15 protein-coding genes and 1 pseudogene are annotated in these 23,686 nt (G+C 72.7%); 11 read left to right on the top strand and 5 right to left on the bottom strand.

What is annotated here, in order from left to right:
- The first annotated feature begins 56 nt into the window (after positions 1-56).
- Positions 57-530 carry an ArsI/CadI family heavy metal resistance metalloenzyme gene (locus tag ACFY5B_RS00945; RefSeq protein ID WP_389962642.1) on the top strand — a complete coding sequence of 158 codons (474 nt, stop codon included), beginning with the start codon at positions 57-59 and terminating at the stop codon, positions 528-530.
- A gap of 74 nt (positions 531-604) precedes the next feature.
- On the opposite strand, the pseudogene ACFY5B_RS00950 reads toward ACFY5B_RS00945, so the two are convergent.
- The 5 genes and pseudogenes from ACFY5B_RS00950 to ACFY5B_RS00970 form a co-directional block, all read right to left on the bottom strand.
- Positions 605-1,248 (bottom strand): annotated as a pseudogene (locus ACFY5B_RS00950) (IS5 family transposase); the annotation flags it as partial.
- Positions 1,249-1,450: 202 nt separating this feature from the next.
- The gene (locus ACFY5B_RS00955) at positions 1,451-2,437 is read right to left on the bottom strand and encodes an aldo/keto reductase (protein ID WP_389962645.1); all 987 of its coding nucleotides are present in this window, start codon (positions 2,435-2,437) and stop codon (positions 1,451-1,453) included.
- Positions 2,438-2,447: 10 nt separating this feature from the next.
- A complete protein-coding gene (locus ACFY5B_RS00960) occupies positions 2,448-3,263 on the bottom strand; it encodes a thioesterase II family protein (RefSeq protein ID WP_389962648.1) in 816 nt (271 codons plus the stop codon).
- Positions 3,260-4,576, bottom strand: coding sequence for a cytochrome P450 (locus ACFY5B_RS00965; RefSeq protein ID WP_389962651.1), 1,317 nt, complete (start codon positions 4,574-4,576; stop codon positions 3,260-3,262). The genes ACFY5B_RS00960 and ACFY5B_RS00965 overlap by 4 nt, the downstream gene beginning before the upstream one ends.
- Positions 4,577-4,923: 347 nt before the next feature.
- A complete protein-coding gene (locus ACFY5B_RS00970) occupies positions 4,924-5,904 on the bottom strand; it encodes a LuxR C-terminal-related transcriptional regulator (protein ID WP_389962654.1) in 981 nt (326 codons plus the stop codon).
- A 204-nt stretch (positions 5,905-6,108) separates the two neighbouring features.
- Here ACFY5B_RS00970 and ACFY5B_RS00975 point away from each other — a divergent pair, with 204 nt between their 5' ends.
- From ACFY5B_RS00975 to ACFY5B_RS01020, 10 genes are all read left to right on the top strand, one after another.
- Positions 6,109-6,300: a hypothetical protein gene (locus ACFY5B_RS00975; protein ID WP_389962657.1), complete on the top strand. Its 192-nt coding sequence runs from the start codon at positions 6,109-6,111 to the stop codon at positions 6,298-6,300.
- Positions 6,301-6,470: 170 nt separating this feature from the next.
- Complete coding sequence (locus ACFY5B_RS00980) at positions 6,471-8,111, top strand: condensation domain-containing protein (RefSeq protein WP_389962660.1); 1,641 nt, start codon at positions 6,471-6,473, stop codon at positions 8,109-8,111.
- Entirely contained in the window at positions 8,108-11,587 is a 3,480-nt protein-coding gene (locus ACFY5B_RS00985; RefSeq protein ID WP_389962663.1) for an amino acid adenylation domain-containing protein, read from the top strand. The genes ACFY5B_RS00980 and ACFY5B_RS00985 overlap by 4 nt, the downstream gene beginning before the upstream one ends.
- Positions 11,587-12,765 (top strand): cytochrome P450, encoded by a 1,179-nt coding sequence (locus tag ACFY5B_RS00990; protein ID WP_389962666.1) that lies wholly within the window; start codon positions 11,587-11,589, stop codon positions 12,763-12,765. Before ACFY5B_RS00985 ends, ACFY5B_RS00990 begins: the two co-directional genes overlap by 1 nt.
- Before the next feature lies 1 nt (position 12,766).
- Entirely contained in the window at positions 12,767-16,528 is a 3,762-nt protein-coding gene (locus ACFY5B_RS00995; RefSeq protein WP_389962668.1) for a type I polyketide synthase, read from the top strand.
- Positions 16,525-17,913, top strand: coding sequence for an MFS transporter (locus tag ACFY5B_RS01000; protein ID WP_389962671.1), 1,389 nt, complete (start codon positions 16,525-16,527; stop codon positions 17,911-17,913). The genes ACFY5B_RS00995 and ACFY5B_RS01000 overlap by 4 nt, the downstream gene beginning before the upstream one ends.
- Positions 17,910-19,193: a cytochrome P450 gene (locus ACFY5B_RS01005; protein ID WP_389962674.1), complete on the top strand. Its 1,284-nt coding sequence runs from the start codon at positions 17,910-17,912 to the stop codon at positions 19,191-19,193. The genes ACFY5B_RS01000 and ACFY5B_RS01005 overlap by 4 nt, the downstream gene beginning before the upstream one ends.
- Before the next feature lies 1 nt (position 19,194).
- Entirely contained in the window at positions 19,195-19,932 is a 738-nt protein-coding gene (locus ACFY5B_RS01010) for a thioesterase II family protein (protein ID WP_389962677.1), read from the top strand.
- Positions 19,923-20,747 carry an SDR family oxidoreductase gene (locus tag ACFY5B_RS01015; protein WP_389962679.1) on the top strand — a complete coding sequence of 275 codons (825 nt, stop codon included), beginning with the start codon at positions 19,923-19,925 and terminating at the stop codon, positions 20,745-20,747. The genes ACFY5B_RS01010 and ACFY5B_RS01015 overlap by 10 nt, the downstream gene beginning before the upstream one ends.
- Before the next feature lie 57 nt (positions 20,748-20,804).
- Positions 20,805-23,543, top strand: a complete 2,739-nt coding sequence (locus ACFY5B_RS01020; protein WP_389962682.1) for an amino acid adenylation domain-containing protein — start codon at positions 20,805-20,807, stop codon at positions 23,541-23,543.
- The last annotated feature ends 143 nt before the right edge of the window (positions 23,544-23,686 follow it).

Genomic DNA, 23,686 nt, shown 5'->3' on the forward strand with positions numbered 1-23,686 from the left:
TTCAGGGCGCAATCTTGAATCGACAGACATCAATACAACCCGTTGGGAGTCGTGTCATGTCTCGCGCCCAGCTCGCCCTTCGCGTCAGCGACCTCGAAGCGTCGATCACCTTCTACTCGAAGCTGTTCGGCACCGAACCGGCCAAGCGGCGTGAGGGCTACGCCAACTTCGCCATCACGGAGCCCCCGCTCAAGCTCGTCCTGATCGAGGGGCAGCCCGGCGAGGCGACGCGCCTGGACCACCTCGGCGTCGAGGTCGAGTCCACCGACCAGGTCGACGCCGCCACCTCTCGCCTCAAGGACGCCGGCCTGGCCACCTTCGAGGAGAACGACACCTCCTGCTGCTACGCCCTGCAGGACAAGGTGTGGGTCCACGGTCCCGGCAAGGAGCCCTGGGAGGTCTACGTCGTGAAGGCCGACGCCGACAACCTCGGCAAGAGCGCCGCTCCCGACACCGCCGGGGACGCCTGCTGCACCGGCCAGGCGACCGTGGACACCCCGGCGGCCGCTGGATGCGCGTGCGGCGGGTGATGCGAATGGCCGCAAGCGTGCGAGCAGGCGCGGCGAGAAGTGCTGCGCGAGGCGCTGCCGTCCTGGTAGGTGGTGACCTGGCCTACGGGCTGTGGGATCACTGCTCGCACCCCGCGTCGACGTAGGTGGGAGCGGATCGCGCGGGACGAGTACGCCTTGTCGGCGAGGACCACGTCCGGCTTCGTCCTCGGCCTGCCGACCGGTCTGGGCACCCGTAAGCGGGCCATGACCTGGGCGAACGCTGGCGCGTCACCTGCCTGGCCGGGTGTGATGACGAAGACCAGCGGCCGGCAGTGGCTGTCGGCGGCCAAGTGAATATTCGTGGTCAGTCCGCCGCGGGACCGTCCAAGGGCATGATCGGCAGGATCGCCGTCCGGGGCCCCTTTTGACGGGCCCCGGCGGCGTGCCGGTGAGCGCGGATGATCGTGGAGTCGACCGAGACGACCCACTCCAGGTCGCCTTCGGTATCGGCCTGGGCCAGCAGGGCGGTGAACACCTTCTCCCAGGAGCCGTCGGCTGCCCACTTCCGCAGCCGGTTATGGGCGCCCTTCCACGACCCGAAATGCCCGGGCAGGTCCATCCGCGGCGTCCCGGTGCGGTACTTGAACGTGATCGCGTCGATCACCTGTCGGTGATCACGCCACCGCCCACCTCGCTTCGGAGCCCGATCCGGCAGCAACGGCTCGATCCTCGCCCACTGGGCGTCAGTCAACGACACACATCAACCCACGATCAGATGGGCCGAAGGAAACGCCCTAGCAGTCCGGCCATGCCGGGCGGAGAGCGAGACCCTCCGCCCGAGGCAGGCGGCAGACCCTTCGCCCCGGGCGGTCGCCGGGGCGGGGGCACGGCGACCGTCGCCCCGGGCCGGGGACCTGGTCACCGACATCGGGCCCCGCGGCGCGGGGCGTGCGGTCGGTTCAGTGGACGCTGTCCAGCTTGGCCCGCTGCTCCGGGGTCAGGTCGAGATCCACCGCGCCCAGGCTTTCCTCCAGCTGCGCGACGGACGAGGCACCGACCAGCGGGAGGACCGGGATGTCCCCGCCCATGAGCCAGGACAGCACCACCTGGTTGACGGTCGCGCCGGTCTCGGCGGCCACCTCGCGGATCGCCTTCAGCCTGGGCTGGGTGCCCGCGTGGTCGAAACCGGGGCCGAGCGGCTTGTCGTCGCGGACGTACGCGCCGGAGATCAGGGGGGAGTACGCGACCTGGGTGAGCGACGGGTTGGCGCGGAGGTAGCTGAGGAGGTCGCCGCTGACCAGGCCCTGGTTGCCGTCGGGGGAACGCATGCTCGGGATGTCGGTGCGCTGGCGCAGGTAGCTGTGGTGGTGCTGGAGCACCTCGTAGCCGGGCACACCGGCGGCGGCGGCCAGGGCGCGGGCGCGCTCGATCCGCCAGGACCAGTGGTTGCTCGCGCCGAGCAGCCCGGCCACACCGTCGGCGACCACGTCCGCGAAGCCCTGGACGGTCTCCTCGAGGGGGGTCCGCTCGTCCATGATGTGCGCGTACAGCAGGTGGATCTTCTCGATCCCGAGGTGTTCCCTGCTGCGCTCCGCCGACTCGCGGATGACCTTGGCGGACAGGCCCTCCACGTCGAGGCTGAAGGTCTGGGTGGGCTGGTTGGGGCGGGCGCCGAGCTTCGTGGCGATGGTGATCTCGTCGCCGATCCCGCGGCTGCGCAGCCAGCGGCCGACGAGCTGCTCGCTCTCGCCGCCCTGTGTGCCGTTCACCCAGAACGCGTAGTTGTTCGAGGTGTCGATGAACGTGCCGCCCGCCTCGACGAACCGGTCGAGGATCGCGAAGGAGGTCGCCTCGTCGACGGTGGTGCCGAAGGTCATGGCGCCGAGGCTAAGGACGCTGACCTCGCGACGGGTGTCGGGCGAGCTGCCGATGACGCGGTACTTCATGGTGGACCTTTCAGTGGTGGGAGGTGGCCGACTCGGTGCCGGCGGCGGCCGCGCCACGGACCGGCAGGTCCGCGAGCAACTCCGCCACGACGGCGTCGAGGTGGGGTACGAGGTAGAAGTGGCCGCCGGCGTACACGCGCAGGCGGAACGGGCCTGTGCTGTGACTCCGCCAGGCCAGCGCCTGCGGCTCGTCGACCCGCGGGTCGACGTCGCCGATCAGGGCGGTGACCGGGCACTGCAGCGGCTCCGCTCCGCGGAACCGGTACGTCTCGGTGGCCACGTAGTCGCTGCGGACGGAGGGCAGGATCGCGGCGAGCAGCTCCGGATTGTCGAGCATCCCCTGATCGGTGCCGCCGAGCAGCTTGATGTCGGCGATCAGCTGGTCGTCGTCCGCGAGGTGCACCGAACCGGGTGCGGGTATCGAAGGGGCGCGGCGGCCGGAGACCGTGAGAGCGGCGGGCGGGAAGCCCGCGTCCCTGAGCCGGCAGGCCACCTCGAAGGCGAGGGAGGCGCCCATGCTGTGGCCGAAGAGGCTGAACGGCCGGGTCGGCTCCAGGTGGGCCAGCAGCTCCTCGGTGATCAGCTCGGCCATCTCGTGCAGGGACTCCACGCACCGGTCGGCGAACCGCTCCTGCCGGCCGGGGTACTGCACCACCAGCACATCGGCGTGCGCGGCCAGCCGGGCGGAGAACGGGAAGAAGTACGAGGCGCTGCCTCCGGCGTGCGGGAAGCACACCAGGAGCGGTGAGCCGGCCGGCGCGGCGTGGAAGCGGCGGAGCCACGGGCTGTGGGTGGGTGGGACGGCGTTCGGGTGCGGCCGTGTCATCCGGAGCTCCTGGCACGCCCGTTGCCGCCGCGGGCCCGCCGGGCCGTGATGGGGATGTGCTTGTAGCCGGAGACGAAGTTGGAGCGGAGCCGCTCGGCAGGTCCGGCCGGCCGGAAGTCCTCGAAGCGGGTGAACAGCTCGTGGAACAGGGTCTTCAGGCTGACGCGGGCGACGCTGTGCCCGATGCAGTAATGGGGCCCGATACCGAAGGCCAGGTGCTTGTTGGGCCTGCGGCGGATGTCGAACTCCTGGCCGCGCGTGAAGACGGTCTCGTCACGGTTGGCGGAGCCGAGCCAGATGACGACCGCGTCACCGGCGCTGATCCGGGTGTTGCGGATCTCCACGTCACGGGTGGCGTACCGCAGGAAGTGGTTGACGGGCGAGGCCCAGCGCAGGGCTTCGTTCAGGGCGGTGTCGTCGGCCTCCGGGTGTGCCGCCCAGTCCTGGAGCACTCCGGTGTCGATGAACTCGGCCATGACGAAGTTCGGCGGGTGGGGGGTGGTGACGTTCGCACCGAGCAGGAGGCTGTAGCAGTTGGCGACGATCTCCTCGGACGCCATGTGCCGGCCTTCGAACTCCGTGGAGATGAGCACGCTCAGCAGATCGTCCCCGAGGTTGTCGCGACGGAACCGGACCAGGTCCTGGAAGTACGCGAACAGGTCGCGGTGGGCGGCCTTCAGGGTGACGTCCCGGCCGCCCGGGTCCTGGTACTCGGGGTCGTCGGCGGCGATGCACACCGTGGTCAGCCGGCTGAGCCAGGCCCAGTCCGAGGTCGGCAGGCCCATCATGGTGCCGGTGACCGACATCGGCATGGCGAGCATGGTCTGCGCGAAGTCGAACGTGCCGCCGTCGCCGAGCGGTTCGATGAGGGGGACCACCAGGTCGCGGATCATCTCGCGCTGCCGGTCGACCGACTTGATCGCCAGGGCCTTCTTGAGGCGTCCCTGCATCTCGGTGTGGCGGGGCGGGTCGGTGGCCGCGAGCTGCTTGCCGCCCGCCGGGTCGTCTGTGCCCAGCAGGTCGAGCATGGTGCCACGTTCGGAGGTGAAGGTGGCGGTGTCCCGCAGGACCCGGTCGGCGTCCTCGAAGCGCACGACGTTCCAGAACCAGCGCTCGTCGTCGACCTGGTGACGGGTGAGCGTGTCCATCATGCGCATCCGTCGCCAGACGGGGTGCGGGTCGCCGTCGCTGTAGAGAGCCGGGTCCACGAGGTTCACGCCGTCGGCGGGTCCGGTCGTGGCCGCGTGCATCGGGCAGCCCGGCGGCGGAGCGAGTGGGGGTCCGGCAGGGGCGGGTGTGGCATGGACGGTCAAGGCCCGTCTTCCTTTCACCGTGATGGGCAGGAAGGCGCCGTGCCGTGAGCCACGCTTCCCCCCTCTTCGCAGCTCCGGGCCGTCGTGCGCCGAGCAACGGCACGGCGTACGGCGGCGGGCGGGCAGCCAGGAGCGGGAACCCGAGAGGATGTGGTGAGTGGGCTACACGGTCAGAGCGGGATACGGCTCCGGGAATACTGCCGGAGCTCGTCCCTCACAGCGCGACGGGGAACCAGCCGGTCTGCGCGGTGCGACGGCCGATGGACGGCCGGGCCTGAAGATGCTTCCGCCACAACGTACATGACGCCGACGGGAAGGTGAAGCCCGAACCGGATCCCATGGCGCCGTCAGTCCGGCACGGTGTCCAGGAAGCCGCTCTTGCCTATGAGATAGGCCAGTTGGGCCCGGCTGCGGCTGCCGAACAGTTCGGCGGCCCAGCGCATGTGGTTGGAGACGCTGCGCGGACTCATGCCGAGACGGCTCGCTATCGCCTCGTCCGTGTGGCCGTTGACCATGTGCCGCAGGATCGTGCGCCGCACCTCGTCGGTGAGGAGCGGAGGGAGCCGGCTGCTGGGGAACTTCCGCAGGGGCTGGGCCCGCTGCCAGGCGTGGTCGAAGAGTCCCACCAGGTAGCGCACCACCCCGGGATGTTCGACCGCGAGTGCCGTGTCACGGCGTTCCGCGCCGGGGTCGGGGATGAACGCGACCTTCCGGTCGCAGACGATCAGCCGGTCGAACACCTCGTCCAGGGTGCGCACTTCGCCGCCCGCCTGCGAGATGCGCTCGGCGTAGGTGAGCGTTGGCTGGTGGGTGCGGATCGTGTGCTGGTAGATCGTGCGCTGCCGCACCCCTCGTCCGATCGCCTCCAGATCGCTCTCGAGCGCCTTGTCGAGCAGTTCCTGGGGGCGGCCGCCGCCGGGCTGAGCGGTCAGCAGCTCCTGCTGGCAGGCGTGCACGGCCGCCGACAGGGTGGCGCTGATGGCCTCCTGCCCCCGCACCGCGCGGATCAGGTGCGACTCGCCCTTGCCGTAGCTCTCCAGGTAGACGTCCTGGGCCCGGTTGACGGAGGAACGCAGGGTCGCGAGGGCGGTCCGCTTCTCCTCGATGACGTGTTCGAGATGGTCCAGCCGGGCACCGGCCGCCAGGCGTGGCGGGATGGCGGCCAGGCTGCCGTCGGGCAACCGCTGGACGAGCCCCAGGTCCAGCAGACATGAAGGGCACTCGGTGGCGGGGGGCCGGCCGCGAAGGGCGTCCGCGTAGTACTGGAGCCCCTCGTCACAGAGGACGCCATCGCGATCCTCCGCCTCGTTGTCCACAGTTGTGCACATATTTCCCCCTGCTGGTTTCAGCAATGCGGGATCATCCTGCTCGATCCTCGATGACCTTGCACGCCGATAGGTGCATGCTTCCGACGGGGAACCACCACAGCTCTGCCGCACAACCGCCACAGCCCCGGACACCGGAGGAGCCCGAGCCGGGTTCTGTTCCGCAGATGTCCGGATCTCTCGCAGAAGCAAAACAATGGGGGACAGATGAACAGGAACGTTCTCAGACACATACTCGGCACGCTTGCCCTCGTGGGCGCGGCCTTCATCGGCGTCAGCGCCGCCCAGACCCCGGCCGCCCAGGCCCCCGCCGGCCAGGCCGTGCTGGCCGACTCCCAGTGGGGCAGCACCCCCGCCCCCGGCGCCGGCGCCGGCGAGGACGACTCGCAGTGGGGCTGATCCCGGGCCCGTCCTTCTCCGTCCCGGGGCTGCCCTTCCCGGCAGTCCGGCACTGATCCCGGCGCACACCGGCCGGCCCGCCCCGCCCTGATCCCCGGAGCGGCGATCCACGCGGCGGCTCCGGTACGCCGCATGTCACCCCACTTCCCACAGATTTCGGAGGTCGCTTCGTGCTGCCCGAAACGCCGAACGGTGCGTCACCCGACGGCCACACCTGGTATCCGGCCACCCGGGTCCAGCAAGGTATGTGGGTCCTGGACCGCGACGCGCTGCTGCGGCCCACCCAACTGGTACCCACCGTTGTGGAGTTCACCGGTCCGGTCGACCACGAGGTGCTGGTCTCGTCCGTTCGGAAGGCACTCGCGCGGCACCCCTCGCTACGGGCCCGCTTCCGGCTCGACATCAAGCGCCGCCGGGTCGAGTACCACACCGACGGGCCGCCCGCCGAGCCCGGACTGCGCGACGCCACCGCCGAGGGGTGGAGCGAGGACGACGTCGACCACCGCGTACGGACCCTGAGCGGCGCGCCCTTCGACCTGGGCCGGGACGCGCCCGCTCGCGCCGAGATCATCCGCCTCGGCCCGGAGCGCACGCTCCTCGTCCTCAACGTGCATCACATCGTCTTCGACGGGGTCTCGCGCGGCATGCTCCTCGACGAGATCCGCTCCCTCTACCGCGCCGGACTCGACGGCGTGGAGCCGGAACCGAGCGACCCGCCGCACCCGGCGACGGTGACGGCGGAGCGTACCCCCGAAGAAATCGAGGAGCAGGTCGCCGACGTCGTCGGCCGGCTCCGCGGCGCACCCCCCGAGGTCCGGCTGCCGTTCACCCGCACACCCTGCGAGGGCGAGGAGTCCCTGCTCGGCGCCACCCTGGCGACGGCTCTCGACGAGGAGACCACCGAGAAGGCGATGGCGGTTGCCGCGCAGGAGGGGTGCACCCCCTTCATGGTCGGGGTCGCCCTGCTCGCCGGCACCCTCGCCCGTACCGGGTCACAGCGTGACTTCCTCATCGCCTTCGCCTGGCCCGGACGGGACGATCCCGCCACCGCGGACGTGATCGGGATGTTCATGACCACGGTCGTGCTGCGCGTCACCGTCGGCCCGGATGACACCTGGCGCGACCTGCTCAGCGGGGTGCGCGTGAGCGGCATGGAGGCGTTCGTCGACAGCGACGTCCCCCTCGATGCCGTCTCCGCCGCCCTCAACCCCGACCGCAACGCGCTGTGGCCGCCGCTGTCGCCGGTCCTCGTCAACCTCGACGAGGCGCCGCGGTCCCTGGAGCTCACCCCGGACGTCACGGGCCGGCTCCGCCCGCTCGACCCGATGTTCGTCAAGTACGACCTGGCGATGTTCGTCCGGCTGGAGGACACGGCGGGGGGACGGCGACTCGCCCTCTCGCTCGACTACCCCGTCAACGTCTTCGGCCACACCGACGTCTCGCGCTTCCTTCACGATCTGCGGCGCAGCGCCGCGGGCCTGGCCACATCTCCGGAGAATCCCGTGCTCGAAGAGTCCGTACGCCCCACCGCCGCCCCCGCCGACCTGGACGACCCGGCGGCCCGCCTCGAACTCGTCCGCTCCGTGTGGAGCGAGGTCCTGGGCACCGACGAGTTCGCCGACGACGTCAGCTTCTTCGAGGCCGGCGGCGATTCCCTGCTTCTCGTGCTCCTCGTGGAGCGGCTCGGCCAGGTATCGGGCCGAGAGGTCCGGACCATGGACCTGTTCCGCTCGCCGACCGTCAGCGGCCAGGCCGAACTCATCGCGGGCGCCGCCGCATCGGCCGCCGGGTCCGCGGGTGGTGACCGATGACGGCCGGAGCACTGGCCGCCGAGGTCATGGAGATACCGGACGGCCCGGACGCGTTCGGCGACGCGAGTTTCATCGCGCTCGGCGGCGACTCGCTGCGTGCCATGCGCCTGGCCGGCGTGCTCCAGGAGCGCCTGGGACTGCGCGTCCCGATCATGGAGCTGCTCGGTGACGCCCCGCTCACCGAGGTCCTCGCCGCCGCCACCCCCGTGGCCACGGCGACCGAGGCGGCACCGGCGTCCCCGTCCGGCCCCGACACCGAACAGGCGCTCACTCCCGCCCAGCGCGGTATGTGGCTGATCGAGAAGGTGGCCGGGGGCTCCCCGTACAACCTGGTGTTCCGGTGCTTCAGCCGCGGCGGCCGGCTCGACCCCGGCATCCTGGCCAAGGCCCTCGCGGCCACCGCCGCACGCCACGAGGGACTGCGGGTCGTCTTCCGCGAGTCCGGCGACGACGTGGTGCAGGAGGTCCTCCCCGTCCACGCACCGGACGTCGTCGAGTACGTCCACGACGACCCGACCGAGACCTTCGAGGGTCACGTTCGGCGCCGCGGCACCGAACTGGGCCGCGAGCCCTTCGACCTGGCCGCCGCTCCCGCCTACCGGTTCGCCCACTTCACCCCGGCCGACCCTGCCGACGACCGCTCCGCCCTGGTGCTGACCGCGCACCACATGGTCCTGGACGGGTTCGCCGTGGGCTACCTGCTGCGCGAGATATTCGACGGTTACGCCGAGTCGAAGGCCGAGTGCGAACGAGCCGCCCAGAGCCTCGGCAGCCCGCTCTCCGCCCTCCGCCGGCACCAGGAGGAGGCCCGCGCCCGAGGCGTCTGGGACGAGCAGACCGAGTTCTGGAAGCAGCACCTCGCCGGCGTCCCCAGCGTCCTCGAACTCCCCGCCGACCGGCAGCGTCCCCCCCTCCAGGACGGTGCCGGCGACCGCCTCGGCCTCGACCTCGGCCCGGACACCACCGACCAGGTGAGCCGCCGGGCGCAGGCTCTCGGCATCACCCCGTACTCCCTGCTCCTCGGCGCTTTCGGCCTCTGCCTGGCCCGGCGCACCGGCAACCGCCGCCTCCTGGTCGGCGTCCCGCTGCTCGGCCGCGGCAGCTCCGAGCTGCGTCGGCTCGTCGCCGTCACGGGCAATCTCGTACCCCTTCTGATCGACGTGGACGACGACCTCGACGTCGCCGCGTTCCTCCGGGGGGTGCACCGCAATCTCGGTGCCGCCATCGACGCCGGAGACCTGCCGTTCGAGGAGATCGTCGCCCGTCTCGGCATCGAGCGGAGCCTCGGCTGCCACCCGCTCGTCCAGGTCTGCTTCGGCATGCACGACCAGCTGGTGCCGAGCGAGCTCAGCGCCGGACCGGTGCGGATCCAGGTCGAGGAAGGGCACGGTGGCGGCTCGCAGTTCGATCTGACCATGCTGATCGGCCGGGCGAACCCCTCGTTCGCCGGCCACCTCGAATACGCGACCGGCGTGTGGCACGAGGCCGAGGCCCAGTCCTTCGTCTCCGATTTCCTCGCGACCGTCGAGCGGATCAGCGCCGCGCCCGAGGCCCGCCTCGAGGACATCCGCTGCATCTCCGCCGAGGGACACCAGCTGCTCGACGAGATCAACGAAACCGGCCGGGACTTCCCGCGGACGTCCCTCGACGCGCTGTTCCGCGAGACCGCTGCGCGTCACCCCGACACCATCGCGGTCCGCGACGCGCATCAGGCCCTCACCTACAGCGAACTCGCCGCTGCCGCCGCCGAGCAGGCCCGCCTGCTGATCGCCGCCGGAGTCGAACCGGGCGACCGGGTGCTCGTGGGCGTGGAGCGGTCGGTGGCCGAGACCGTCGCCGTGCTCGGTGTGCAGTGGGCGTCGGCCGCGTATGTGGGGATCGACCCGGCGCAGCCGGACAGCCACCTCGCGCGGATCGTGGAGCGGGCCCGGCCCAGCGCCGCGCTGACGGGGCCCGTCGGCTCACCGGCCGCGCGCCGGTTCGCGGAGCTCGGCGCCCCGGCCGTGCCGATCTGGGAACCCGACTGGCGGCCCGCCGACCCGCGGACGGTGCCCGCACCGCCCGAGGACCCGGCCCGCCTCGCGTACGTCGCCTTCACCTCCGGCTCGACCGGCCGTCCCAAGGGCGTCGGCGTCCCGCACCGCGCGGTGATCCGCCTGGTCCACGAGGCGGGTTACGTGAGGCTAGGCGAGGGCGAGCGGATGCTGCGGCTGTCCCCGCTGTCCTTCGACGCCTCCACCCTCGAACTGTGGGGCGCGCTGCTGACCGGCGCGACCCTGGAGGTGCATCCGGCCGGACTGGCGTCGCCGACCGAGCTGGGCGCCTTCCTGCGGGAGCGGGGGGTCACCGTGGCATGGCTGACCGCCGGGCTCTTCCGGCTCGTCGAGGAGTTCGCCTCGGACTCGCTCGGCAGCCTGCGCCAGCTCCTCACCGGCGGAGACGTGGTACCCCACGAGCACACCGCGCGGGTCCTGGCCCGGCACCCCGGACTGGTCGTCACCAACGGCTACGGCCCCACCGAGAACACCACCTTCACCACCACCCACTCGGTGGCACGCCCGGAGGACGTGGACGGGCCGCTGCCCATCGGCCGCCCCGTCCCCGGCACGCGCGTGTACGTCCTGGACGGGCGCCGCCGGCTGCTTCCGCCCGGTGCCGTGGGTGAGCTGTACACCGGCGGTGAGGGCCTCGCCGACGGCTACCTGGGCGACGAGCCGGAGACGGCCCGCGTGTTCGGGCACCTGTCACCGGACGTACCCGAGCGGCTGTACCGCACGGGCGACCTGGTGCGTATCGACAGCCGGGGCCGGGTGCGCTTCCTCGGCCGCGCCGACGACCAGGTCAAACTGCGCGGGTACCGGATCGAGCTGAGTGCGATCAGCGACGTACTCGCCGGGCATCCCGGGGTGCAGGACGCCGTGGTCGTCGTCAGCGAGGGCGACAGCGCCGAGAAGCGGCTCGTCGCCGCCGTCGTCCCGGCCCCCGGTGCGGCCGTCGGCACGGCCGGGCTGCGCGACCTGCTGACCGAGCGGCTGCCGTCCTACATGGTCCCGGCGCTGTGGGCCGTGGTGGACCGGCTGCCCGTCACCGCCAACGGCAAGGTGGACCGGCGCGCACTGGCCGCGCTCGCGGGGCCGGCGAAGCAGACCTCGGCCGTGACCGTCACCGGGGCAGAGCCGAAGGCCGTGGCCGGGACCGCTGCCGGGACCGCTCCCGGGACCGTGGCCGAGGCGCCTGCCGTTGTCAGCCTCGAAGGCATCGCCGCGCTGTTCGCCGCCGTCATCGAGGCGCCGGAACCGGTCACGGGCATCACCGAGGACACCGACTTCTTCGTGATCGGTGGCAACTCCCTCGGCGCGGTCCGCCTCATGCGCCAGGTCAAGCAGGAGCTGGGGGTGTCCGTCCGGCTGCGGGACTTCCTGCTGTCCCCCACGCCCGCCGGGCTGCGCGCGCTCGTCGAGAAGGCCGCGGTCTGATGGCCCGTACCGCGGCGCCGGTCCCGCCGCTGTCCCTGGCGGACGGCGTGCGGGCACCGGAGTGGGACGAGGGGCTGGAGTGCTGGGTCGTGGCCGACCCGCGCCTGGCCCGGCAGGTCCTCAACCACCCCGGATTCGCCTCAGGGACCTTCGAGCGCTCCTTCCAGCTGTACATGGCGGACGCGACCCGCGCCGAGTACCGCGAGCTCACGGAGTTCCTGCGGCTCTGGTTCGTCCAGGCCGACGCCCCCGAGCACACGGCGCTGCGGCGCCCCGTCCAGCGGATGCTGTCCGCCTCGTACGTACGGTCTCTCACGCCCCGCGTGCAGGAGATCACGGAGGAGTGCCTGACCCGGCTCGCGGCCACACGTCCCTGTGACGTGATGCCGGCCGTGGCCGAGGGCATCTCCGGCGAGGTGATGGCGCACGTCGTCGGCGTCGACGTACCACCGCCGGTGCTGCACGAATGGTCGCGGACCCTGTCGCTATTCATCGGTGCCATGTACCGGCGCGACCACGCCCGGGCGGCGCAGCGGGTCATGGTGGAGATGACCGAGGCGCTCGCCGGGGCGCGAGCCCTGGCGGACTTCCCCACCGGCACGCCCGAGGACAGGGCGCGCACCAACGCGACCTGGGCGATGTGCCTCTTCGGCGGCCTGGAGACCACCGCCTCGCTGCTCGGCTCCACCGTGCTCACGGCGCTCGGCGACCGGGAGCTGTGGGAGGCGGTACGGGCGGACCGGCCCGGCGTGGTCGAGAACCTGGTGGAGTCCGTGCTGGTGCGCCGGCCCCCGCTGCGGCACCTGGGGCGCGTCGTCGCCCACGACCAGGAGATCGCCGGAGCCCGGCTGCGCACGGGCGACCTGGTCCTGGTGAGCCTCACCGGGCAGGGGCCGCTCGACGAGGCCGCGCCCGACGCGGTGTGCCCGGTCACGGGCGCGTCCGCCCCTGCGGAGACGGCCACCGACGAGGTCACCGACCGGAATCTCGTCTTCGGCTACGGGCCGCACTACTGCGTCGGCGCCCCGCTGGCCCGTATGGAAGCGGCGGTCCTGCTACGCAGCCTCGCGCGGCGGTTCCCGAAGGCCCGGCTGTCCGACGAGGCCGCCGTGTGGGGCCCCAACCTCAGCTACGTCGGTCTTGACCACCTCTACGTCGACCTGGGCGGAGAAGCCTGACATGTCCCTCCCTGCCGTGTCCTCCTCCCCCTCCGGTGAGCACGCCGTCGCCGTCGTCGGCATGGCCTGCCGGCTGCCCGGCGCGCCCGATGTCCGGGCGTTCCGGTCGCTGATCCGGGCGGGCCGGGACGGCATCAGCCGCCCCACCCGTGAGGAGCTGCACCGGCGCGGGGTGGATCCCGCCTACGTGGGCCGGGAGAACTTCGTACCGGCCATGGGCGTCATCGAGGACTCCCGCCGCTTCGACTGGTCCTTCTTCCGGTACAGCCGGGCGGAGGCGGCGGCGATGGACCCCCAGCAGCGGGTCTTCCTGGAGTGCGCGGCCACGGCGGTCGACGACGCGGGCCTCGACCCCGCCCGGTTCCGGGGACGGATCGGCGTGTACGCCGGTGCCGACCGCTCGGGGCCCGGCCGGGACGATGCCGCGCTGGGTGAACTGGCCCGGTACATCGGGCGGGAGAAGGACTTCGTCGCCACCCGGGTGGCGTACAAACTGGGGCTGCGCGGTCCCGCGATCACCGTGCAGACGGCCTGTTCGACCTCCCTGACGGCCGTGCACCTGGCGGTGCGGGCACTGCGCGGAGGCGAGTGCGACGCCGCTCTGGCCGGCGGGGTCACGGTGATGCCGCACGGCGAGTGGGGCTACCTCTTCGAACCGGGCGGGATCCTCGCGCCGGACGGGTACTGCCGCCCGTTCGACGCGCGGTCCGCGGGCACCGTGCCCAGCGAGGGCGTCGGTGTCGTCGTGCTCAAGCGGCTCGCCGACGCCGTGCGCGACGGCGACAGGATCGCCGCCGTCATCGCCGGAACGGCCGTCAACAACGACGGCGCGGACAAGATGGCGTACACCGCGCCCTCCGCGGCCGGGCAGAGCGAGGTGATCCGGGACGCCCTTCAGGACGCGGGGATTCCCGCCGCGGCAGTGGGCCACGTGGAAGCGCACGGGACCGCCACCCGGCTCGGCGACCCCATCGAAGTGCAGGCGCTGACGGAGGTGTTCGGGCCGGCCCGCGGGGAGACCGGCCGTTGTGTGCTCGGCGCCGTGAAGGGCAACATCGGTCACACCGGTGCGGCCGCGGGCGTCACGGGTCTGATCAAGACGGCTCTCCTGCTGGAGCACCGCGAGATCGTCCCGACGGCGCACTACACGACTCCCAACCCGCTGCTCGAACTGGACGGCTCACCGTTCCGGGTGGCGACCGGGCTCGAGCCGTGGGCGCCGCGCGAGGGCCGGGCGGAGCGGGCCGGCGCGGTCAGCTCGTTCGGCGTCGGCGGCACCAACGCGCACGTCGTCCTCACCGAGGCACCCGCCGTCCCGCGCCCCGCGCGTACGGCCCGCCCGCAGGTGCTGCCGCTGACGGGGCACACCCCGGCGGCGCTCGCCCGGCTCGGCTCGGCACTGGAGGAGCGTTTCCGCGACGGCGCGGACGGCCCCGATCCGGCCGGGGCCGCCCGGACCCTGGCCGGGCGCCGCCTCCACCGGCACCGGCAGGCCGTGGTCGTCCGGGACTCCGAGCACGCCGTCGAGGCGCTGCGCGCGGCGCACGGCGCGGCCGAACGGCTCGGCTCCCCCGGGCGGCTGGGTAAGGTCGCCTTCCTCTTCCCCGGCCAGGGTGTGCTCAAGGAGGCGGCAGGCGAGGCCGCGCACCGTCTGCTGCCGGAGTTCCGGGCCGCGTTCGAGGAGATCCGCAAGACCGCGGCCGACGACTGCGGCGTGGACCTGGGGCCCGTGGTCACCCCGGGCGAGGCGGGCGAGGACACGGCCGACTGGTTCTCCGACACGGTCCACCAGCAGCTCGGCCTGTTCGCCCTCGGCTACTCCTTCGGCCGTCAGCTCGCGGCCTGGGGGGTCACCCCGCACGCCATGCTCGGGAACAGCATCGGCGAGTACACCGCCGCGGCCCTCGCCGGCGTGTGGTCCCTGCCCGAGGCGGTCGGCCTCGTCCACGCCCGGGCCCGCGCGATGCGCGACGCCGCCCCCGGCCGCATGATCGTCGTCCACGCCTCGCCCGAGGACGTCGAAGCCCTGCTGCCGGAGGACTGCGGCGTCACCGTCGCGGTACGCGGCAACGGGTCCGCCGTTCTCGCCGGCGGCGAGGCGGAAATGGACCTCCTCGTCGCGGGGGACGCCCTCTGCGGGCTGCGCGTCACCGCGGTCCACACCCGGCGGGCCTTCCACACGCCGGCCATGAACCCGGCAGCCGAGGCGGTGCGGGACCATCTGTCGTCGATGCCCGCCCGCCCGCCCCGGCTGCCGTACATCAGCAACACCACCGGCCGGTGGGCCGACCCGCAGGCCGCGGTCAGCCCGGAGCAGTGGGCGGCGCATCTGCGCGAGCCGGTCCGCCTGGACGCCTGTACGGCCACGCTGCTCGGCTCCGGCTGCACCACCTACCTGGAGCTGGGTCCCGGCGGGTCGATGACCGGCTCGCTGCGGGCCGCACCCGGCTGGGACCCCGCCCACCGGACCGTCCGGCTCGCCCCCGGCCGGCCGGACGGCCAGGAGGCCGGACTCCTCGACGCGATCGGCGCCCTCTGGGAACTGGGCGTGGACCGCGCCCTCGACACCGTCCTGGACAGCCGGCACGGCGATCCAGGTGACCGGCCGCCGCGCTGCTCGCTGCCCGCGCACCCGTTCCTGGGCGAGGACCCGGACCCGGAACCGGCGGCACCCCGAGGGGAACGGGCACCGGCCGCCGCGGCCGTCCCCCCGGCCCCCCATGACACAGCCGCGCCCCCGGCCCCCCGGACGGAGCGATCCGTGCGGGCACTCCTGGAAGAGGCCTGGTGCCGGACCCTCGGCGTCACCATCGCCGCCGACCCGGACGACTTCTTCGGCCTCGGGGGTGAGTCGCTGCTCGCCCTCGCGCTCACCACCGCCGTCCGCGAGCGGGTGGGAGTGGAGGTGTCCGTCACCGACTTCATGCTGAAGGCGACCTTCGGCGGACTCGTCGAGCTGGTGGAGCGCGGGCTCGGCGACCGGGCCGGCGCGGCCTCCCCCCTGCCGGGCGTGGCCACCCTGCGGGAGGGCTCCGGGCGGCCCTTCTTCCTCGTCGCGGACGCCCTCGGCAACGCCCTGCCCTACCGGGCCCTGGCCGCGCGGCTGGCACTCGAAGGCGACCGGCCGGTCCTGGCCCTGGAGCAGTCGGCCCACGACGACCGGGAGGGGCACCGCTCGGTCGGGTCCCTCGCCGCCACGCACCTGCGGAACCTGCTGCGGGCCCAGCCCACCGGCCCGTTCACCCTCGGCGGATGGTCCTTCGGCGCGGTGGTCGCGCACGAGACCGCCCGGCTGCTCGCCCTGCGCGGACACGAGGTCGACCTGCTGGTCTCGCTGGACGGATACGTGCCCGACACCCACCCGCTGCCGGTCGCCGCGGCCCCCCGCTTCATGCTCGGCGGGCTGAAGGCCGGCCTCGACACGCTGCTCGGCGTCGGGCCCCTGGCCGGAGTGCACCGCCGCAGTCCCGAGGCGCGACGGCGGTTCCTCGCGGGCCAGGCCGCCGTACTGGCCCACCGGCCGCGCCGGGTCAACTGTCCGGCCGTCCTCTTCAAGGCGGAGACGGACCCCGCGGCGGCCGGCCGGCTCGCCCGCCGCCTCGCGGGCCTCTACCCGGCAGGACTGCGGGTGACGGCGGTGGGCGGCGACCACTGGTCGATGTTGAAACCGCCGTACGTCGACGACCTGGCCGCACGCATCGGCGAGGCACTCCGCCCGGACACCCGGTCCGGGCCACCGCACAAGGAGAGGAACGACTCTTGACCGTCTCGCAGACACCTCCCGGCACCGAGTCCGAGGACCCGGCACCGCAGGACGCCGACGCCGCCGGGGGCAACGACAAACCCCAGGACGCCGAGAAGCCGCTGCTGCGCAATCGCGACTTCCAGGCACTGTGGACCAGTGAGGCGTTCGCCGCGCTCGCCAAGGAAACGGCGGAGGTCGCGTATCCGCTGCTCATCCTCACCACGACGGGTTCGGCCTTCTACGCGGGAGCCGTCGGCTCGGCCCAGCTCATCACCACCAGCCTGTTGTCCATCCCCGGCGGCACACTCGCCGACCGGATGGACCGCCGGCTGCTGATGATCATCTGCAACCTGGTCCGGGTCGCTCTGCTCGGCCTGTTCAGTGTGCTGATCTTCGCCGACCAGACACAGCCCGCCCTCGTGTTCGCCATCGCCGTCGGCTCGGCCGCCTGCCTGGGCATCTCCAACCCGACGGGGCTCGCCGCCATCAAGCAGCTCGTTCCGCCGTCCCAGCTGACCCAGGCCACGGCCCAGAACCAGATCCGGTACTTCGCCGCGACCATGGGGGGCCCGCCCGTCGGCGGCTTCCTGTTCGGGGTGGCCCGCGCGTTTCCGTTCCTGAGCTCGGCGATCGGCTTCCTCGTCTCCACCGTGCTGCTGCTGTTCATCCGCAAGCCGATGAAGGTGGAGCAGTTCACCCCGGGCGAGAAGCGCAACACGGCCGAGGGCTTCCGCATCCTCGCCCGGCAGCCGGTGCTGCGCCTGCTGATCGTCTGGATCATGGGTTCGAACATGGCGTTCACCCACTCCGGTGTGTTCCTCGCCCTGATCGCCACCGCCGAAAGCCGGGGCGCCTCCTCCGGGTTCACCGGCGTCCTGCTGTCCATCGCGGGCCTCGGCGGCCTGGCCGGCTCGCTGATCGCGGGGCCCGTCATCAAGAAGGTCGCGCCGGCGAAACTCTTCCTGGCCGCCGCCTGGATCGGCCCCGTCGCCGCCGTCCTCCTGGCCAACGTCTCCGGGCTCGTCCCGCTCGGCATCATCGTCGCCTGCGTGTTCCTGCGCGGCCCGATCACCAGCGCGCTGTTCCTCGCCTACCTCGCGGCGATGGTCCCCGACAAGGCGCAGGGCCGGGTGCTCGGCGCGGTGATGTTCATGTCGATGATCGCGGCCCCGGCCGGTGTGTTCATCATCGGCACCGTCTTCGACCAGGCCGGCCCGGTCTGGGTGTTCACCATCATGGCCGTCATCTCCGGCCTCGCCGCCCTGCCCACCCTCAGCCCGCGCATCCGCGGGCTCGCGCCCCCCGAGGCGTACACGGACACCGCCGGCACCGGCGCGCCCGCCGAGGGCGGCCACTCCCAGGAGGCTCCCGCAGCCCCGTACAAGGAAGGAGAATCCCGATGACCACCGAGCTGCCCCGCACCCAGGAACAGCTTCCCCCCGAGTTCTTCACCGCCCCCGAGGGCAACGACCTGCACACCGCCAATGCCGCGCTGCGCGCCGGCGGTTGCCCGGTCCACGCCATCAACTACCCGGTGGGCGGCGAGGGTTACGTCGTCGCCGACTACACGACCGTGCTCAAGGCGTTCAGCGACCCGCGGCTGTCCAAGCAGGTCGACAACGCCCCCGCGTGGTTCCGCGACCTCGTCAAGGACTCCAGCCCGGTCCTGGTGCGCAACATGCTGACCGCCGATCCGCCGGAGCACACCCGGCTGCGCAAGCTCGTCAGCCGCGCCTTCGTCCCGCGCCGGATGGAGCTGCTGCGGCCGCGCGTCCAGGAGATCACCGACGAGCTCATCGACGCCTTTCCCGAGCAGGGCGAGGTGAACCTGATGGAGTTCGCCTTCGCGCTGCCGATGCGGGTCATCTGCGAGTTCCTCGGCGTCCCGGTCGCGGACCGGCCGCAGCTGCACACCTGGGGCAACTGGCTCAGCGGCGCACCGTATCCCGACGCAAAGTCCAACCAGAAGCTCAAGGACGCCAGCGAGAACATCGAGCGCTACCTCCTCGACCTCCTGGCCGACCGTCGCGCGAACCTCGGTGACGACCTGGTCAGCATCCTGGTGCGGGCCGCCGACGAGGAGGACCGCTTCACCAACGACGAACTGGTCTCCACCCTGGTCCTGCTGATCATCGCGGGCCACAAGACCACCGCCAACCTCATAGGCAGCGGCACCCACGCGCTGCTCACCCACCCCGACCAGCTCGAACTCCTGCGCTCCCGGCCGGAGCTGGCCGATTCCGCCGTCGAGGAGTTCCTGCGCTTCGAGTCCCCCGTCTACCGGGGAACCCTCCGCGTGGCCGCCGAGGACATGGAGCTGGGTGGCTGCCCCATTCCCAAGGAGAGCTTCGTCCACCTGCTGATGGGCTCCGCCAACCGGGACCCCGACGCCTTCGAGAAGCCGGACGAGCTCGACATCACGCGCACCGCCAACCGGCACCTCGCGTTCGGCCAGGGCCCGCACTTCTGCGTCGGCGCACCGCTCTCCCGGGTCGAGGGCAACATCGCCTTCACCACCCTGCTGCGCCGGCTGCCGGGCCTGCGCCTCGCCGTCCCGGCCGACGAGATCGACTGGCTCTTCGACAACTCGACCAGCCGCGGCCTGGTGAAGCTGCCCGTCACCTACGACGCCCGCCTCGCGGCCGGCACCCGCCCGGCCGCCGACACCTCCCAGGACCGCTGACATGGCCGACCGCATCTCGCTCGTGTGCCTGCCCTTCGCCGGCGCGGGCGCCTCCTTCTACCGTCCGTGGCAGCGTCTCGCCGAGCCGCACGGCTTCGACGTCCTGCCGCTCCAGCTGCCGGGGCGGGAGCGGCTCATCGACGAGGAGCCGTACCGGGACGCGAGCACCGCCGCCGACGGGCTGGTCACCGATCTGCTCGCCACGCTCGACGGCGGCCCGCGCCCGCACCGCGTCGCACTGTTCGGCCACAGCCTGGGCGCCGTCCTCGCCTACGAGCTGACGCGTCGCCTCGTCGGAACACCCGAGGTGCGGGTCGTGCGGCTGTTCGCCAGCGGCTCGCCGCACCCCGCCGAGCCACGGGCCCGCCATGCCACCGGACTCGACGACGACGCGTTCCTGGAGCGCGTCAACGAGTTCGCCGACTACACCGACGAGGCCCTCCAGGACCCCGAGATGCGTGAGCTGATCCTGCCCACGCTCCGCGCGGACGTGGAGATGCACGAGTCGTACCGGCCGGCGGACGACCGGGCACTGCCGGTGCCCGTCACCAGTGTGCGCGGTGCCGACGACACTCTCGTCAGCCGCGCGGAGGCCGAGGCGTGGGCGCGCACCACGGTCGCGGGTTTCCGCGCCGTGGAGCTGTCCGGTGGGCACATGTACCTGACCGGGTCGGCACCGGAGCTGCTCCGGACCGTCGCCGAGGAGCTGAACCGGGCAGCGGAGGAACAGTGCGTCTGACCGGGAAGACCGTTCTGGTCACGGGCGCCGCCCGGGGCCTGGGCCGGGCCACCGCGCTCGCCTGCGCCGCCGAGGGGGCCGCCCTCGCGCTGCTGGACGTGTGCGGCGACCTGGCCGGGGTGCCCTATCCACTGGGCACCAAGGGGCAGTTGGAACACACCGCGACGCTGTGCCGCAAGGCCGGCGCCGCGGTGCTCACCGCGGCCTGCGACGTACGCGACCTGGCCTCCGTGGAGTCGGCCGTGGCCCTCGCCGAGGACCGCTTCGGCAGCATCGACGCCGTCGTCAACAACGCGGGCATCGCGGCGCCCTCGGGCAAGCCGGTGCACGACATCGCCGAGGACGAGTGGGCGCTGATGCTCGACGTCGACCTGACGGGGGCGTGGCGGGTGATGCGTACGGTCGCCCGCGCAATGAGCGCCCGCCGCTCCGGTTCCATCGTCAACGTCTCCTCGACGGCCGGTCTCGTCGGCTACCGGCACTTCGCCGGGTACGTCGCCGCCAAGCACGGCCTGATCGGTCTGACCAAGGCCGCCGCCCTCGACTACGCACCCACCAAGGTGCGGGTCAACGCCGTCTGTCCCGGCTCGGTGCGGGACGACGCGACCGCCGAGGGCCGGATGCTCGCCGAGATCGCCCGCGCCCTGGACGTGCAGGTGGGCGAGCACGAGCAGACGTTCACCGAGGCGCAGCCGATGAACGCGCTGATCGAGCCGGAGGACGTCGCCGCCGCGGTGGTCTATCTGGTCTCGGACGACTCCCGGCAGGTGACCGGCTCCGTACTGACCGTGGACGGCGGGTTCACCGCGCGCTGACGGGCGGGCCGAAGACGCTGACCCGTGGTGAGAGTTGTGAGAGAGGAAGGACGCCCCATGGTGGGGGAACACATGGTGGGGGACCACTGTCATGCCGTACGGGTCCGGCTGAGCGGCCCGGTGGCCGCGGCGGAGCTGACCGCCCGGCTTGCCGCGGTGGGGCCCTGGCGGCTGTGGGTGGAAGAGACAGCGGCCGGCTCCGGCGAACCGGTGGCCCGGCGGCTGGGAGACGCGGAACTGAACCGGCCCACGGACTCGGTCCGTTGTGTGCTGTTGCGCCACCGGGACGACGTCGCCGACCTGGTGGTCGTCGCGCACCGCGCGGTGCTCGACCGGGAGGGGCTCGACCGGCTGACCGAGGTGCTGGTCTCCGGGGCGGCGGGACCGCTGCCGGTGCCGTCCGCCACGCCCGTCGCACCGCCCCCCGCGGCTCCCGCCCCCGACTGGGGTGGCGGCCGCCGGGGCGACACCTCGTGGGGCACCCGGGCGATCGACCTGCCCGACGTTCCCGACGTCTCCGGTCTCCTCGCCGCGCTCGCCCTCACCCTCCACCGCTACGCGGGCCACGGGGCGAGCGGTGACGTCTGTGTGGCCACCGACCGGCGCGGTGCCCTGCGGATCGAGGTTCCCGCCGATGCCCCGCTCCCGGCCCTCCGGCCGGCACAGCCGATGCCGGCCGGCAGCCCCGTGCCGGCCGGCAGCCCGGCGCCGGCCGACAACCCGGTGCTCGCCGGGTTCGTCGAACCGGCCGCCGGCGACTCGTCGTTCCGCGCCGGCGCCCCGACGGAGTATCTGCCGTGTCTCGCGCCGCCCTTCCCCCTGACGCTGGCCCTGCTGCCGCGGCCCGCCGGGGGGACCCGGCTGTGGGCCGCGTACCGGCACAGCCACTTCTCGGCCGGGACCGTCGAGACCTTCCTGCGGCACCTGGCGCACGTCCTCGGACAGTTCACGGACGCGGCACCGGACACGCCCGTCGACGACATCGAACTCCTCGACGCGGCCGAGCGCGAGCGGGTCGCGCTGCTCGGGCGGCCGGCCGGAACACCGCCCGGCACACCGGAGCGGATCACCGACGCTCTCGCGCGGATCACCGCCGCGACACCGAACGCCCCGGCGGTCGGCGACGGCACCTGCGTCCTCACCTACCGCGAGCTCGACGAGCGGGCCGAACAGGTGGCACGCGGTCTGGTCGCACGGGGGATCGTGCCCGGCGACCGGGTCGGGATCTGCCTGGAGCGGACCACCGAGCTCGTGGTGACCATGCTCGCGGTCCTCAAGGCGGGTGCGGCCTACGTGCCCACCGACCCCGCCTATCCCGCCGACCGGCTCGCCCACACCGCGCGGGACGCCGGACTGGACCTGGTGGTCACCCGGCTGGCGGAGTACCCGGCCGACGCCGGCACCCCCGTCACCCCCGACGAGCTGACCGCGGCGGCGGGCCCGTCCGGTGAACTCCCCACGGGCGGCTCCCCGGACGATGCGGCCTACGTCATCTACACGTCGGGCTCCACCGGCCGTCCGAAGGGCGTCGTCGTACCGCACCGCAACGTCGTCGCGCTCATCGACGCCACCCGCGAGGACTACCGCCTCGGCCCGGACGACGTCTGGAGCCTCTTCCACTCCGGCGCGTTCGACTTCTCCGTCTGGGAGACATGGGGCTGCCTGCTCACCGGCGGACGGCTCGTGGTCGTGCCCTACCTCGTCTCCCGCGAACCCGGGGAGTTCCGGGATCTGCTGCTCCGCGAGCACGTCACCGTCCTGAGCCAGACGCCCTCCGCCTTCTCCCAGCTCCTGGAGACCGACCATGCGCCGCTCGCGGTGCGGCTGGTCGTCTTCGGTGGCGAGCCGCTCGACGCCCGCATGCTGCTCCGCTGGTTCGACCGGCATCCGGAGGACGAGTGCCGCATGGTCAACATGTTCGGCATCACCGAGACGACCGTGCACGTCACCGCCCAGACACTGACCCGGGAACTGGCCCTGGCCGGCTCCAAGTCCGTCGGTCCCGCGCTGCCCGGCTGGCACCTGTACGTCACGGACGCGCGAGGCCGGCTCGTCCCGCCCGGCGTCACCGGTGAGATCCGCGTCGGCGGCGCGGGCGTCGCCCTCGGCTACCTCGGACAGCCCGACCTCACGGCCGCCCGTTTCAGCCCCGACCCGTACGCCGAGGGCCGCCAGTACCACAGCGGCGACCTGGGAAGGCTGCGGCCGGACGGCACCCTCGAACACCTGGGGCGCATCGACAGCCAGGTCAAGATCCGCGGCTTCCGGATCGAACTCGACGAAATCCGTTCGGTGCTCCTGGAGGACCCCGAGGTGCACGCGGCGGCCGTGGTGGTCCGCCGGGACGACCCGGCCGACCCCGCCACCGCCCGTCTCGACGCGTACGTCGTTCCGGCGGACCTGGACACGGCCGGGGTCCGCAAGCGGGCCGCGACCGTACTGCCCGCGTACATGCTCCCGGCCACCGTCACGGCGCTCGACGCCCTGCCGCTGACCACGAACGGCAAGCTCGACGCGCAGCGGCTGCCGGAACCGGTCCGGACCGCCCCCGTCGCACCGTCTCCGGCGCCCGAGGGGACGGACGGTGCGGCGGCGGTCCTGCAGGAGATCTGGTCCGACGTCCTCGGCATCCCGGTGGGAGTCGACGACGACTTCTTCGAACTCGGGGGCAACTCCCTGCTCGCCGTGCGGATCAGCGCCGCACTGCGCGGCCGCGGGATGCCCGCCGTACCGCTGCGCGACCTGTTCCGCACACCCACCATCCGGGCACTGACCGAGGCGGTCCGGCATGCGTGAACCACGGTGAGGAGACCGGCGAGACCGGCGCAGAGAAGTGACCTGAGCATCCCGGTGGTGCTGGGCCTGGCCGTCGTCCTCGCGGGCGTCGGGATACACGGTCCCGTGTCCGGCACACGGCACCGGCCGGTTCCTCCCTCCAG

The sequence above is a fragment of the Streptomyces sp. NPDC013187 genome (genome assembly GCF_042899705.1).
GTDB classification, from domain to species: domain Bacteria; phylum Actinomycetota; class Actinomycetes; order Streptomycetales; family Streptomycetaceae; genus Streptomyces; species Streptomyces hawaiiensis_A.